This window comes from Streptosporangium subroseum, from assembly GCF_900188345.1.
Lineage (GTDB): Bacteria > Actinomycetota > Actinomycetes > Streptosporangiales > Streptosporangiaceae > Streptosporangium > Streptosporangium subroseum.
This window is the reverse complement of the sequence record NZ_FZOD01000054.1, coordinates 25,758-39,379: the sequence shown is the minus strand read 5'-3', so window position 1 is coordinate 39,379 and position 13,622 is coordinate 25,758. Positions and strand designations below refer to the sequence as shown.

Below are 13,622 nucleotides of genomic sequence, written 5' to 3'. Positions count from 1 at the left end.
CAACTCCTCTGATCTAGGATCGTGTCATGGCTGCTGCCGTGATACTCGGACCCGACGACCACGATGAATCCGGCTGGGTCGAGGCCCATTCGATCGCCGAAATCGAGGAATTCGTCCGCGCCGGGCGCACCGTCGCCGTCACGCCCGCCGCACTGGCCGGAGACGACGACGAGGCCGCGGAGCTCACCGCGGCCTCGATCTGCGCCTGGGCGGGCGCGCGCGTCTTCCGGACGAACCGCCCCGGCCAGGTACGGCTCGCGGTCGAGATGACCGACTCCCTGGCGGGGCGGCGCCCGCCCGCGTTAACCCGCCGTGGCCTCGCCTAGCTCCTCGGGGCTCGGCGTCAAGTGCCCGGCCGTCTTCTCCAGAAGCTGGAACGCCTCCCCGACCGTGGTGGTCCAGGAAATGGCGTCGAAGACGTTCGGGCGGGTGAACCCCGCCTCGTGCATCCCCTCGACCAGCTCCCTCAGCGGCGCGTAGAGGCCCCACGGGTCCAGCAGCACCAGCGGCTTGTCGTGCAGGCCGAGCGTCCGGGTGGTCCAGATCTCGAACAGCTCCTCCAGCGTCCCGATACCGCCCGGCAGGACCAGGAAGGCATCGGAGCGGGCATCCATGACGCCCTTGCGCTCGCGCATGTCGGTGGTCACCACGAGCTCGTCGGAGTCGCGGTCCGCGACCTCGATGTCCACGAGAGCCTGCGGGATCACTCCCACGGTACGGGCGCCGCCGGCGCGGGCGGCCCGAGCCACCGCGCCCATGCACGAGACCTTCGCACCGCCGCTGACCAGGGTGTGCCCACGCCTGGCAAGCTCGGTGCCCACTTCCTCAGCCAGCGCCAGATACTTCTGATCGATCTTCTGACTTGATGCCAGGAATACGCATATAAACACGCTTAGACCTTATTGGGCGTCGCCGACGGTGTTCAGTGCCGCCCTCTCCTCATCCCTGAGCCGCTCCCCCCGGTTCTGGTCGGCCTTGGTGATGATCCGGACGGCCTCGTCCACGTCGTCGGTGACCTGGATGAGGTCCACGTCCGCCGGGGAGATCTTGCCGGTTCCCACGAGGGTCGACTTGATCCAGTCGAGCAGCCCACCCCAGAACTCCGTTCCCATCAGCACGACGGGGAAGGAGGTGACCTTGCGCGTCTGGACCAGGGTCAGAGCCTCGAACAGCTCGTCCATCGTGCCGAACCCGCCCGGCAGCGTGACGAAGCCGCAGGAGTACTTCACGAACATGGTCTTGCGGACGAAGAAGTAGCGGAACTCGACGCCCAGGTCCACGTACTCGTTCATGCTCTGCTCGAAGGGGAGTTCGATGCCCAGGCCGACGGAGACGCCGCCCGCCTCCCTGGCGCCCCTGTTGGCCGCCTCCATGCAGCCGGGCCCGCCGCCGGTGATCACGGCGTAGCCGGCCCTGGACAGTTTCCGGCCGAGCTCGACGCCCATCTCGTACTCCGGCGAGCCGGGAGGGGTCCGTGCGGACCCGAAGACGGTCACCGCCTCGGGCAGTTCCGCGAGCTGGCCGAAGCCCTCCACGAACTCCGACTGGATGCGCATCACCCGCCACGGGTCCATGTGCAACCAGTCCGCCGGCCCTCTTTTGTCGAGAAGCCGCTGGTCGTGGGTCGAATCGGAGACGAGGTCGCCGCGGACCACGGCGCCTCCCTGACGGCGCTCCGGACGTGTTTTCTTCATGCGGGTCACGGTAGCGCCGTCTTCGGAAAAATCTTGAAAAATCTCCCCGAAAACGGGGAACCGGATTTCGAGGAGGGCGCGTCTAATTGCCGAGGGTGCTGCTCGGGACTGAAAGTGGCTTTCCCCGCCAAATGGCCGGCGAGGAAAGCCACTTTCATTTGTGTCCGGCCGCCCGGAGCGGGGATCCGCAGGTCAGAACCCGCCCTCCGAGCCTCTCCCCCCGCGAGCCACCGAGATCACGAACCCCTCAGGTGAGCCAGTCGAGCATTCCGCGCTCGCAGTCGGCGATCTTTTCGAGCGACACGAACTCTCCTTGCTGATGTGCCAGATTCGGGTCGCCCGGACCGTAGTTGACCGCGGGGACGCCGAGGCTCGAGAAGAGCGAGACGTCCGTCCAGCCCAGTTTGGCCCTCGGCTCGCCCCCGACGGCGTCCACGAAGGCCGCCGCCACCGGATGGTTCAGGCCGGGCCGCGCCGCGGGGGCGCCGTCGGTGAAGCGGACCTCGAAGCCCCCGAACACCTCGCTCACGTGTGCCTGCGCGTCCTCCAGCGACAGGTCGGGGGCGAAACGGTAGTTCACGGTCACCACGCACTCGTCGGGGATCACGTTGCCCGCGACGCCCCCGGTGATCGCCACCGCGTTCAGGCCCTCGTGATACTCCAGCCCGTCCACGATCGGGAGCCTGGCCTCGTAGGCGTTGAGGATCTCGAGCACGGGCTGTGCGGCGTGGACGGCGTTGACCCCGAACCAGGATCTGGCGCTGTGCGAGCGCTTGCCCCGGGTGATGATCTGGGCCCGGAGCGTGCCCTGGCAGCCGCCCTCGATCATGCCGTCGGTGGGCTCCATGAGCACCGCGAAGTCCCCGGCGAGCCAGTCGGGATGGCTGCGGCTGAGCCGGAGCAGGCCGTTGCGCTCGGCCTCGATCTCCTCACAGTCGTAGAAGACGTAGGTCACGTCCCGGCTGGGCGCCTGGAGCGCGGCGGCCAGCTTCAGGGCGACCGCGACGCCGGCCTTCATGTCCGAGGTGCCGCAGCCGTACAGCAGGTCGCCCTCGACCCGGCTGGGCAGGTTGCCGGCGAGCGGGACGGTGTCGAGGTGCCCCGCGATCACCACCCGCTCTTCCCGGCCGAGGCCGGTGCGGGCCACGATCGAATCGCCGTCGCGGTCCACGGTCAGATGCGGAAGCGTTCTGAGCGCCTCCTCGACCGCATCGGCCAGTGCTTTCTCGTGACCACTCACCGATTCGACGTCCACGATCAGCGCGGTGAGCGCCCCGACGTCCTGCGTGAGATCCAGACGCGTACTCATGCTCGCGACCCTATCTGTGCCCGCGGGCCTCGCCGGGAGCGGCGTCATCCGTGTCGGACGGGCCTCGCCGGGAGCCGCGTCGCGCGTCGGCGTCCGTGCCCGCCGGTCTCACCCGGAGCCGCGTCGAGGCCGGCGTCCGAAGCCCTGGAACGGCGTCACACTGCGTACCATGATGGAGGCCCAGCGTCCGTGGACTTCCGCCGCGCCGCGCATTCGCCGCGGACCGATAGGTTCTTCAACGTGCGAAGTTTCTCCAAAGGAGTCATCGCGATCATCGCGATCGTGACCGTGCTCGCGGTGGCCGTGGCCGTGGGTCTCTTCACACTGTTCAACCGGGTCACGCCACTGCCCACCCTCGGTGAGGGATGTACGGTCACCACCCCCGTGGGCTCGCTGGACCTGGAGATCGAGCAGGCTCAGGTGGCCGCGACCATCGCGACCGTGGCAGCCCGCAGGAACCTGCCCGAGCGGGCCGTCGTGATCGCCTACGCCACCGCCATCCAGGAGTCCAAGCTGCTCAACCTGGAGTCCGGCGACGGCGACCGTGACTCGGTCGGGGTGTTCCAGCAGCGGCCCTCGCAGGGCTGGGGCAAGATCGAGCAGCTGATCGACCCGGTCTACGCCTCGGGCAAGTTCTTCTCCGCGCTGGTGAAGGTGAAGAACTACCGGAAGCGACCGCTCTACGAGGCGGCGCAGGAGGTGCAGCGCTCAGCCGACGGGTCGGCCTACGCGCAGCACGAGGAAGACGGGAAGCTCCTGGCCGCGGCGTTCACCGGACGTGTCCCCAAGGCCGTGCGCTGCTGGTTCTCGGCCCCCACGGACAAGGCGACGGCTCCCGCGGGCACGGCTACTCCCGCGGGCAAGAAGCGGGCCACGGACGGGGCGCCGCTCTCCGCCGCGGAGAAGGCCAGGCGCAAGCTCGTCAGGACGCTCGGTCCGGGGAGCACGCTCGAGGCCTCCTCGCAGAAGCGCGGCTGGCTGATGGCCAGCTGGTCGGTCGCCCACGCCCAGGAGTTCGGCCTGCGCCAGGTCCGTTACGACGGCCAGGCCTGGAGCTCCGCGACGGGCGACAAGGGCTGGAAGGCCGACGCGGCGGCCCCCGCCGGCCGGGTCGAGATCTCCTGACCCGATCTCATCCGGATCAAGGAGACGACGGCGTCGACGAGCGCCCGAGACCGCCCGAGACCATCGTCAGCCCGTAATTGGGCCCGCGACCGCTGTCAGCCCGTAACCGGGCACGCAACCGCCGTCAGCCCGTAACCGAAACGTCCGCGCGAAGGGCGGGAAGCAGCCCTTCGCTCCCGGTCCCGGGCATTAGACCTTCTTCTCCTGGATCCTGATGGTGCCCGGGGGCAGGGGCTGCGCGTAGGAGGAGCTCCAGCGCTGGCCCTGGAGCCGTTCGAAGCTGAGCAGGCGGCCGTCGGCGGCCCGGTAGTCGGCGAAGTCGAGCAGGCCCCGCTCGGGCATCGAGGTGACGCCCTCCGCGCGGAACGCCGCGGTGCCCCGGTCCCCGGGAAAGAAGTCGACGCCCTCGACGCTCAGCGTGGTCTTGGCGGGGACCATGCCCTGCGTGGGCACCGAGGTCCACAGCAGCACCTCAAGGTGGGGCAGGTCCCCGAGGGCCAGGCCGGGACGCGCCTCGATCGACAGCCACTGGTAACGGCGGGTGCCGTCGTCGAGGAGGTATTCGGTCCACTGGCTGCCCTGCCACGACAGGTACATGGCACCCAGGACACGGCTGCGCACGCCCTGGCAGTCGATCGTGTCGCCCACCTTGATCATGCGGGGGTCGGGATAGTCGATACCGACCTGGCCCGCACTCGGCTGAGGCGGCTGCTCGACGTCAACCGGCTGGGGAGGACTCTCGCCGGACGGCTCGGGTTCGCGGGGCTCCCTGCCCTGACGCGTGGTCGCGAAGAACGCGCCAAGCAACAGAACGAGTGTGATCGCGCTCAATCCGAGTATCACGGCGATCACGGGCGTCATGTCGCGCGATCCTACTGGAGGCGGCGCACCGCCGCACTGATCCGTTCGTCACTGGCCGTCACGGCAATTCGGATATGCGCCTCGCCGGCTTTTCCGTAGAAGTCACCCGGCGCGACCAAAATCCCCTTATCGGCTAGCGCGCGTACCTGCTCCCAGCAGTCCGTCCCGTTGGACGCCCAGAGGTACAGGCCCGCGGTGGAGTGCTCGATCTTCCAACCGGCCGCCTCCAGGGCGGGGCGGAGCACCGCGCGGCGGGCGGCGTAACGGGCCCACTGCTCCTCCGCGTGCTCGTCGTCGTCCAGCGCCACGGCCATCGCCGACTGGACCGGCGCCGGCATGATCATCCCCGCGTGCTTGCGGACCTCCAGCAACCGCTGGATCAGCGCGGGGTCGCCCGCCATGAATCCGGCGCGGTAGCCCGCCAGGTTGGAACGCTTGGACAGCGAGTGCACCGCGAGCAGGCCCTCGTGCGAGTCACCGCACACGTCCGGGTGCAGGATCGAGATCGGCTGCTCTTCCCAGCCCAGCTCGATGTAGCACTCGTCGGAGGCCACGATCGCACCGCGCTCGCGCGCCCACGCGACGATCTTGCGCAGGTGGTCGACGGGCAGGACCCTGCCCGTCGGGTTGGACGGGGAGTTCACCCAGACCAGCGGCACCGCCTCCGGCCCGAGCGCGAGCAGCCCGTCCGTGGCGTACGGCTCGGCGCCCGCGAGACGGGCTCCCACGTCGTAGGTGGGATAGGCCAGCTCAGGAAGGATCACTCGCTGGCCGGGACCGATGCCGAGCAGCGTCGGCAGCCAGGCGACCAGCTCCTTGGAGCCGATCAGCGGCAGCACGTTCGCCGGATCGAGGGCCACACCGTGTCTGCGCCGTAGCCAGCCCGCGGCGGCGGCGCGAAGCCGCTCGGTGCCGTAGGTCAGCGGGTATCCGGGACTGTCCGAGGCCTCCGCCAGCGCCTGCCGTACGACGGCCGGCACCGGGTCGACGGGGGTGCCCACCGACAGGTCGACGATCCCGTCGGGATGCTCCTGCGCCCGCTCCTTCAGCGGCGTCAGTCGATCCCATGGAAAGTCAGGCAGCCCGATCACAGCTCTCCCGTAAATGCATGTCCCCGCCCTGGCGGGCCGGGAAAAGGCTTGGTGGGGGCCGGGCTCAAAGGTGAGCCCGGCCCCTCCGGGAACCCGGACGGGCAGGGGCGGCCATCGTGCGCCGCCCCTGCCCGCAGAGGCTCTTAGTTGCCCTCGGCCTGCGGGGGCAGTGCCGCGACGACCGGGTGGTCCTTCTCGATCTTGCCGACCTTGGAGGCGCCGCCGGGCGACCCCAGGTCCTCGAAGAAGTCCACGTTGGCCTTGTAGAAGTCCTTCCACTGTTCCGGAAGATCATCTTCATAGAAGATCGCCTCGACGGGACACACAGGTTCGCACGCACCGCAGTCCACACACTCGTCAGGGTGGATGTAGAGCATGCGTTCGCCCTCGTAGATGCAATCGACGGGGCACTCCTCGATGCACGCCTTGTCCAGGACGTCCACGCAAGGCTGCGCGATGACGTAGGTCACCTCGGGCTCCTTCTTCTTTACGCACCTAGGCACGACTTCGACCGCGGGTTGCTACGCCCTAGTATTGCCGTGCCCGCCAGATGTCGGAAACGGGAGGGGGCAAAAGGCGATGACCCGTGGTTTCAGTGCTCGCCTGAATGTCACTCTAACCCCATCTGACGTGGGCAAAAGAGTTACCACGCGGCGACGGGTCCCCGAGGGGTTCCGCGACGCGGTGGGCACGCTCGAATTCTGGCGGGACGGCATGCTGGGCGTGCGCAAGCGCGACGGCACCCTCGTCGAGATCGCCGAAGACACGCTCGCGGCGGCGAAGGTCGTTCCGGAATCACCGCGACCCCGCGGATAGCCGGAACCCGCTCGCGCGTAAGCCATTCACCAAAAAACGCCGCGCCTCCTCGACCTGCCACATGGTCACCGGGAGTATTCGACCGGTGACCGTACGCACCAGCGCCACCGCCGCCGCCGTGATACTCACCGCCACGATCGCGGGATGTAGCGCCCCGACCACCGAGAACAACGACGTCAAACTTCCGCCGGTCAACCCCCAGGCCGCCTCCCTCAAGGCCGGATTCTCGACGATGGAACGCCTCGTCGAAGCGGCCAGGAAGGAGGGCTCGCTCACCGTGATCGCGCTGCCACGCGACTGGGTGAACTACGGCGAGATCATCGACGCCTTCTCCGACGAATACGGAATCAAGGTCAACCAGCTTGAGCCCGGGGCGAACAGTCAGCGGGAGATCGAGGCCGCGGCCTCGCTCAAGCCCGACGTGTTCGACCTGAGCATGGACGTCGCCGTGGCCAACTCCGCCGCCTTCGCGCCCTACAAGGTCCAGAGCTGGCAGGACATCCCCGACACCCTCAAGGACTACCGCGGGGGCTGGTACGCCGGATACGGCGGCTACATGTCCATCGGCTACGACCCCCGCAAGATCCCGGCCCCGGCCTCCTTCGCCGACCTGCTCAAGCCCGGCCACAGCGTCGCCCTGCCCGGCGACCCCCGGCAGGCCGCCGCCGCCTTCAACGCGGTGATGGCGACCTCGCTCAAGGGCGGCGAGGCCAGGGCGGAGCGGGGCGTGGAGTTCTTCGAACGCCTGAAGGGCTCGGGGAACCTCGCCGCCAAGGGACAGGTGGCCACGGCCGTCATCGACTGGGACTACCAGAACGCCGAGCGGGCGGCCGAGAACGGCGAGTGGAAGGTCACGATCCCGGGCGACGCCGTGCTCGGCTCGTACTACGTCCAGGCCATCAACAAGAAGGCCCCGCACCCCGCCGCGGCCCGGCTGTGGCAGGAGTTCCTCTTCTCCGACAGGGGCCAGAACCTGTTCCTCAAGGGCTACGCCCGTCCCGCCAGGATGGAGGCCCTCCAGATGCGCGGCACACTGGACGGAGAGCTCGCGGCCAAGCTCCCCGCCACCTCCGCCAAACCCGTCTTCCTCACCATTCCCGAGACCGATACCGCCAAGGCGTACGTCCAGCGCGAGTGGGCGAAAAAGGTCGGATAAGCCTGAGGCTGAGGGGACTGATATGTCGCGACTTCTCTAAGGCTCTAAAGTGTCTGGAGAGTAGCGATAAGAGGCCCTGGCGTCTCAGAATGTGAGCTGATCGTCTTGCGATACGACACCCCGAGCTCGATGAGGTGGAGCGCTCGCGCCTATGACAGCAGCTTTGGGTACGTTTCAGCACATGGCGCCCCTCTGGTCGAATTGCTCGACCCCCAACCCGGGGAGCGCATCGTGGATCTCGGCTGCGGCACCGGGGTACTGACAGCCGAGATCACCTCCCGGGGCGCCCGCGTCCTGGGGATCGACGGATCGCAGGCGATGATCGAGAAGGCCCTGGCGCAGTATCCGGGGCTGGACTTCATCGCCGGCGACGGCCGCAACTTCACGGTCGCCCAGCCGTACGACGCGGTCTTCTCCAATGCGGCCCTGCACTGGATGGGCGAGGAGCCCGACGCGGTGATAGCCAGCGTTCGCGAGGCGCTGACCCCCGGCGGGCGGTTCGTGGCCGAGATGGGCGGCGCGGGCAACTGCGCGGCGCTCACGGCGGCACTTTTCACGGCGTGGCGGGAGCACGGGCTACGAGAGCCCGGCCTGCCCTGGTACTTCCCCACTCCCGCCGAATACGCCACGCGCCTGGAGAAGGGCGGGTTCACCGTTCGGCTGCTGGAGTACTTCGACCGGCCGACCCCGCTCGACGAATGCCCCAACGGAGCGGCCGACTGGGTGCGGATGTTCGCCGGGTCGCTGCTCCGGGGCGTGCCCGCCGACCTGGTCGAATCGCTGCTCCATCGGGTGAACGAACTGGCCGCCCCCGCCCTGCGGCGGGAGACCGGTTGGATGGCTGACTACGTACGGCTCCGGTTCGCGGCCGTACGCCGCTGACCAGACCCGATGCGCCAGGGCGATTTGCCAGACTATGGTCTGTTCCATGAGTCTCGTTCCTCGGCGATGTGGAGTGACTCGGGCGGCTTGAGGGGCTGGTGAAGGGAACGGATGAACTTCAGTCTGAGTGACCTCGTGCCGCCGCTACGCTGGAGCGACGCGGCCACGATCTCACTTCTGCGTGACCAGCCGGATCTCCCGGACGCCTGGTGGCGGAGCCTGCCGATGTCCCGGGTGCTCGCCGTGCTGGGCCCCGAGAGGCTCGCGGAGATCCTCTCCGAGATCGCCCTGCGGCACTGGCCGGCGGCCTCGGTGGGCGACATCCTTCCCGCCCTGTACGTCCTGGATCCCGAAGAGGCCGACGAGCCCTGCACGGCCATCGCCCTGGACCGCACCGGATCCTGGCCCGGCCTGCTCGCCCTGACCGGCCACGAACTGCGCGACCAGCCCTTCATCCAGCCGCTCCCCGTTCTGAACGCCCTGTTCACGGCGGCGTTCGCCCGCCTGGTCGCCCCCGCCCCCGCATCGTCGCCGATGTCCGCCGGCGCCTCCGGCCGGAGAGCCGAGGCCCCGGAGGCCGCGGAGTTCGAGGGTTCGCTCTTCGGAGCCCGCGCGGCCGCCGGACCCGCGACCCGCGGGGTGGCGGCGGAGAACGGCGCAGAACTCCACGAGGCCGCACCCGCGCGGGAGCCGTGGACCGCGGACGCCGGAGCCGGTTCCCCATCGGCGGAGAGCGCCGCGGAGCACCCCGAGGCCGCCCCCGAGGCGAGGCCGAGCGCCGCGCCGGAGACCGTCTTCGTGGCCAAGGGCAAGGCCGGGCCCCTGCCCGGAGCGGCCCTCGGGTCCGCGGCGAAGGCCCCCAAGCCCGAACCCGCGCCGGAACCCGAAGCCGTACCCGTGCCCGTCCTCGACGCCGCACCCGCGCCGATCCTCGGAGCCGCGTCGGCATCCGACGCCGGGTCCACCGCGAACAAGCCCGCGGGCAAGGTCAGGGACAAGGCCGCGGGCAAGGCCACCGCCGAGCCCGAGCCGGAGGCCGGGGCGCTCGACGTTCCAGAGTCGGAATCGGCCGCCGAGGCTCCCCCGCAGCCGGTGCGGAAACGACAGGCCGAGGTGAGCGCGGTCTCGGCGGGGGACGTGCCCAAGGCCCGGCGGCCCGTGGAGAACCTTCACGCGCTGGTGGACGGCATCTTCGCGAACATCGAGGACAAGCGCTGGGCCGTCGCGCAGAACAGGCTGTTCAGCGATGCCCCGGCGGCCCCGGAGGCGCTGGCCAATCTCTTCGCGGTGCAGCCCGAGGTCATCCAGGAGCTGGAGGCCGACCTGCGCAGGGAGCTGAAGGAGTGGCTCGCCTCGGACGAGGCCGCGCCCTACCGGGACCATCTGGACAGGGTCAAGAAGGTCATCGGCAAGGCCGCCCCCAGGGAGCGGCTGATCAACGCGGCCGACTGGCACAGCCGTGAGCTCCACTCCCTCGACGTGCCGGCCTGGCAGTTCGTGCTGGCCACCCTCCCGGACTACCACCTGGTCGACGAGTGGCTGGTGGAGGGCGACATCGCCGAGCTCCGCCACCGCACCCGCGACATGATCAGTAGCGCCAAATCCCCGCTGACCATCAACAAGGCCCTCGACATGGTCTCCTCCCTGGGCATTCACCCCGAGGTGTCCAAGGAGTGGCTGGAGAACGTCCCCCAGCTCCGGATCCTCGGCGCCGGCGAGCGGCCGCCCCAGCGTTCGAACGGCTCCGCCGCCCCGGCCACGGGCAGGCCCGCGCCCAAGGGGGCCAGGCAACCCCCAGCCCTGCCCGCGGGGAAGCCGGCGCCCAAGGCCACCGAGCGCCTCTCGAACGGACCCGCCGGACGACCCCCGGCCGCGGCGGCCGAACACGTTCCGAGCGAACCCGACGCACGACCTCCGGCCGTGGCCGAGCACGTTGCGAGCGAACCCGACGCACGACCTCCGGCCGTGGCCGAGCACCTTCCGAGCGGGCCCGCCGAGCAGCCGGAGCCCGTAGCCGCCCAGGAGCCCGTGGCGCCCCCGGGGCCGGAGGAGAGACCGGCCAAGGAGCCGTTTCGCCCGCTCAAGGACGTCTCACTGACCCGGCGCTGCTTCCGGCAGCCGGACGGCCGGTGGTGGCTCAGGATCGACGTCACGCCCGAGCACATCCAGGGCGCCGAGTGCCCGCTGCCCAGCGGGTTCGCCGCCTACCTCGGGATGTCGCCCGGCGTCGGCCGTACGGTCAACAGCGCGGTGGGCGAGCTCGTCCTGAGCTGGCAGGACAGGCCCGTCCTCGAATCGCTCAGGACGCTCCTGGACGATGTGGGCGCCAAGGAGGGGAGCCACCTCTTCCTGACGCTGTCCGACGAGGGGGTCCTCCGGGCCAGGCATCTGCCGGCCGCGGCGAAGGACGCGGATCCGACCGCGCACGCGTTACGGCTGGTCGGTTACACCGCGGCGGGCGGCACCCACGAACAGGCCTGCCGGGTCATCGCCACCCGGGTCGGCATGACGGGGCCCGTGGGCCTGCCCGACCTTCTCATCCGGCTGCGAGAACGCGGGGACCGCGATCTACTGTCCCTCCTGGCCTGACCTCATGCCCCGACTCGCGATCTCCCCGGAGTTCCCCGTAGAACTCAGCGCCCTGGCTCAGCCGGTGCGCCGGGACGTCGTGGTCGCGGCGCGGCGGTTCCTGCAGAACGTGGCGGGCGCGCCGCACCCCGAGCGGGTCAGGGGGGCCAGGGACCCCCGGGTCGCCACGCTGAGGCTGGCCGACCGGCACCGGGGGGTCGTGGTCAAGCAGCGGGACGTCTACTGGCTGCTGACCGTGCTTCCCGACGCCGAGGCGTGGGCCTACGCCCAGCGCCACCGGTTCGGGGTCAACTCCGCGCTGGGCGTGGTCGAGATGTGGGACGCCGTGGCGCTGGACCGGGTACGGCCCGCGGTCCGCAGGTCGGCCGAGGCGTCCCGGACGCGGCTGTTCGCGGACATCTGCGACACCGACCTGGCCGAGCTGGGCGTCGACAGCAGGTTCCTGCCGCTGGTGCGGCAGATCACCGACCAGCTCACCCTGGAGGCGCTCGAACCGCTGCTGCCTCCGACGCAGTACGAACCGCTGGCCGCGCTGGCCAGGGGCGAATCGATGACCGGGGCCTGGCGAGAGCTGGAGAACTGCCGCCCCCTCGCCGCGGACCCGGAACCGATCAACCTCGAGGACTTCGGCGCCGCCCTCCAGCGCAGCCCGGATCGCGCCGTCTTCACCGACTCCCCTCGCGAGCTGAACCGCGTGCTCGACGCGCCGGGTTGGTGCGTGTTCCTGCACCCGCCGCAGTACCGGATGGCCTACTGGGAGTCCTACCAGCAGCCGACGCTGGTCACCGGCGGCGCGGGCACCGGCAAGACGCTCGTCGCCCTGCACAGGTCCGCCTACCTCGCCAGGCGCGGCACCGGGCAGATCCTGCTGGTCACCTTCTCCCAGGGGCTGAGCTCCGAACTCGCGGCCAGGCTCGATCTGCTGGTCGAGGACGAGGTGACCCGCAAACGGATCGAGGTCGGCAACGTGGACCGGCTGGCCCACCGCATCGTCTCCGAGGCCGAGGGGCGGCCGCCCTCGCTGGTCGGCGCCACCGAGCTGACCGCGCTCTGGGAGGAGACCGAGACCGGTCACAGCCCGGCGTTCCTGCTGCGGGAGTGGGAACAGGTGGTGCTGGCCCAGAACCTCCAGACCCTGGACGAGTATCTGAGCGCGCCCCGCCCGGGCCGCAGCGTCGAGCTCACGGGCGAGGAGCGGACCGCCGTCTGGCACGCCATCGAGCACGTCACCGAGCAGCTGAGAGAACGCGGCAAGCGGACCCTGCTCCAGCTGGCCTCGGAGGCGTCCGTGCTGCTCGGTCAGACGACCGGCGACCTGCTTGAGGAGGCGGAGCCGAAGCGGGAACCGTACCGGCACATCGTGGTGGACGAGGCGCAGGACCTGCACCCCGCGCAGTGGCGGCTGCTCCGCGCGGCGGTGCCGTACGCCCGCGACGACCTGTTCATCGTGGGCGACCCGCACCAGCGCATCTTCGACACGCGGGTGACCCTGAGCGCGGTCGGGATCGACGCGATTCAGCAACGGCTTCAAGTGTCGTACCGCCTTCCGCAGGAGATCCTGTCCTGGGGGGTACGACTACGCGGAGGCGGACCCGCGGACGGGCTCGTGAGCGGCGTGCAGGAGCTGTACGGCCTGCGCGCCACGCGGCACGGGCCCCGTCCGATGGTCCGCGCCTACGATTCACCGGAGGGCGAACTGACGGGTCTGATCGCACAAGTGGGACAGTGGGTGCGGGACGGCGTGCCGCCCCAGGAGATAGCGGTCGCCGCAAGGACCGCCGGCCTCGTGCGCAATGCCCGAGCCGCTCTTCGCGAGCTGGGAGTACGGGTGACGACGTTGCACGGTATGAAGGGCCTGGAGTTCCGGCGTGTCGCCGTCATCGGCGTGACGGACGGGATCGTGCCCGACCCCGACGCGCTCACCCCCGTCGGGGAGGACCCGGCGGCGAGGGCACACGACCTCCAGCGCGAGCGTGGGCTGCTCTATGTGGCCTGCACCCGAGCCACAGAACTACTTTATGTGTCCCACTCCGGGCGAGCCAGTCCCTTCCTTCCCACCTGATCACATACTCTGAACTGCGGATATATTCCCCTTTGCC

At 69.9% G+C, this 13,622-nt stretch carries 13 protein-coding genes; 7 read left to right on the top strand and 6 right to left on the bottom strand.

All coding sequences use genetic code 11. From position 1 onward, the window contains the following. Positions 1-26 precede the first annotated feature (26 nt). Positions 27-326 (top strand): hypothetical protein, encoded by a 300-nt coding sequence (locus CHC08_RS35895; RefSeq protein ID WP_143653476.1) that lies wholly within the window; start codon positions 27-29, stop codon positions 324-326. Here CHC08_RS35895 and CHC08_RS35890 read toward each other — a convergent pair. The 3 genes from CHC08_RS35890 to dapE form a co-directional block, all read right to left on the bottom strand. Continuing rightward, complete coding sequence (locus CHC08_RS35890; protein ID WP_089211837.1) at positions 303-890, bottom strand: LOG family protein; 588 nt, start codon at positions 888-890, stop codon at positions 303-305. The two genes, CHC08_RS35895 and CHC08_RS35890, sit on opposite strands and share 24 nt — an antisense overlap. Positions 891-899: 9 nt before the next feature. After that, positions 900-1,694, bottom strand: coding sequence for an LOG family protein (locus CHC08_RS35885; RefSeq protein ID WP_089211836.1), 795 nt, complete (start codon positions 1,692-1,694; stop codon positions 900-902). A gap of 247 nt (positions 1,695-1,941) precedes the next feature. Next, positions 1,942-3,003 carry a succinyl-diaminopimelate desuccinylase gene (gene dapE, locus CHC08_RS35880; protein WP_089211835.1) on the bottom strand — a complete coding sequence of 354 codons (1,062 nt, stop codon included), beginning with the start codon at positions 3,001-3,003 and terminating at the stop codon, positions 1,942-1,944. Between the two features lie 240 nt (positions 3,004-3,243). On the opposite strand from dapE, the gene CHC08_RS35875 reads away from it, so the two are divergent. Continuing rightward, on the top strand, positions 3,244-4,128 hold the full coding sequence (locus CHC08_RS35875; protein WP_089211871.1) for a hypothetical protein: 885 nt from the start codon (positions 3,244-3,246) through the stop codon (positions 4,126-4,128). A 189-nt stretch (positions 4,129-4,317) separates the two neighbouring features. Here the strand turns inward: CHC08_RS35875 and CHC08_RS35870 are convergent, their stop codons facing one another. From CHC08_RS35870 to fdxA, 3 genes are all read right to left on the bottom strand, one after another. Further along, positions 4,318-4,989: a DUF4178 domain-containing protein gene (locus CHC08_RS35870; protein ID WP_089211834.1), complete on the bottom strand. Its 672-nt coding sequence runs from the start codon at positions 4,987-4,989 to the stop codon at positions 4,318-4,320. An 11-nt stretch (positions 4,990-5,000) separates the two neighbouring features. Continuing rightward, positions 5,001-6,080, bottom strand: a complete 1,080-nt coding sequence (dapC, locus tag CHC08_RS35865; protein WP_089211833.1) for a succinyldiaminopimelate transaminase — start codon at positions 6,078-6,080, stop codon at positions 5,001-5,003. A 143-nt stretch (positions 6,081-6,223) separates the two neighbouring features. Continuing rightward, positions 6,224-6,550 carry a ferredoxin gene (fdxA, locus tag CHC08_RS35860; protein WP_089211832.1) on the bottom strand — a complete coding sequence of 109 codons (327 nt, stop codon included), beginning with the start codon at positions 6,548-6,550 and terminating at the stop codon, positions 6,224-6,226. A 160-nt stretch (positions 6,551-6,710) separates the two neighbouring features. On the opposite strand from fdxA, the gene CHC08_RS35855 reads away from it, so the two are divergent. The 5 genes from CHC08_RS35855 to CHC08_RS35835 all read left to right on the top strand — a co-directional run bounded on the left by CHC08_RS35855 (position 6,711) and on the right by CHC08_RS35835 (position 13,585). Next, on the top strand, positions 6,711-6,896 hold the full coding sequence (locus tag CHC08_RS35855; RefSeq protein ID WP_338055715.1) for a putative acetyltransferase: 186 nt from the start codon (positions 6,711-6,713) through the stop codon (positions 6,894-6,896). 85 nt (positions 6,897-6,981) lie between these two features. After that, positions 6,982-8,052 (top strand): ABC transporter substrate-binding protein, encoded by a 1,071-nt coding sequence (locus CHC08_RS35850; protein WP_089211830.1) that lies wholly within the window; start codon positions 6,982-6,984, stop codon positions 8,050-8,052. A gap of 129 nt (positions 8,053-8,181) precedes the next feature. Continuing rightward, positions 8,182-8,934 (top strand): class I SAM-dependent methyltransferase, encoded by a 753-nt coding sequence (locus tag CHC08_RS35845; protein ID WP_179282402.1) that lies wholly within the window; start codon positions 8,182-8,184, stop codon positions 8,932-8,934. A gap of 111 nt (positions 8,935-9,045) precedes the next feature. Beyond that, a complete protein-coding gene (locus tag CHC08_RS35840; protein ID WP_089211828.1) occupies positions 9,046-11,523 on the top strand; it encodes a hypothetical protein in 2,478 nt (825 codons plus the stop codon). A gap of 4 nt (positions 11,524-11,527) precedes the next feature. Further along, positions 11,528-13,585 (top strand): UvrD-helicase domain-containing protein, encoded by a 2,058-nt coding sequence (locus CHC08_RS35835; protein WP_089211827.1) that lies wholly within the window; start codon positions 11,528-11,530, stop codon positions 13,583-13,585. Positions 13,586-13,622: the final 37 nt, after the last annotated feature.

Bases quoted from the DNA above. Each gene is read 5' to 3' on its own strand.
- CHC08_RS35870 (WP_089211834.1), bottom strand. From the start codon at position 4,989: ATGACGCCCGTGATCGCCGTGATACTCGGATTGAGCGCGATCACACTC.
- dapE (WP_089211835.1), bottom strand. From the start codon at position 3,003: ATGAGTACGCGTCTGGATCTCACGCAGGACGTCGGGGCGCTCACCGCG.
- CHC08_RS35835 (WP_089211827.1), top strand. From the start codon at position 11,528: ATGCCCCGACTCGCGATCTCCCCGGAGTTCCCCGTAGAACTCAGCGCC.
- CHC08_RS35845 (WP_179282402.1), top strand. From the start codon at position 8,182: ATGAGGTGGAGCGCTCGCGCCTATGACAGCAGCTTTGGGTACGTTTCA.
- CHC08_RS35885 (WP_089211836.1), bottom strand. From the start codon at position 1,694: ATGAAGAAAACACGTCCGGAGCGCCGTCAGGGAGGCGCCGTGGTCCGC.
- CHC08_RS35895 (WP_143653476.1), top strand. From the start codon at position 27: ATGGCTGCTGCCGTGATACTCGGACCCGACGACCACGATGAATCCGGC.
- CHC08_RS35840 (WP_089211828.1), top strand. From the start codon at position 9,046: ATGAACTTCAGTCTGAGTGACCTCGTGCCGCCGCTACGCTGGAGCGAC.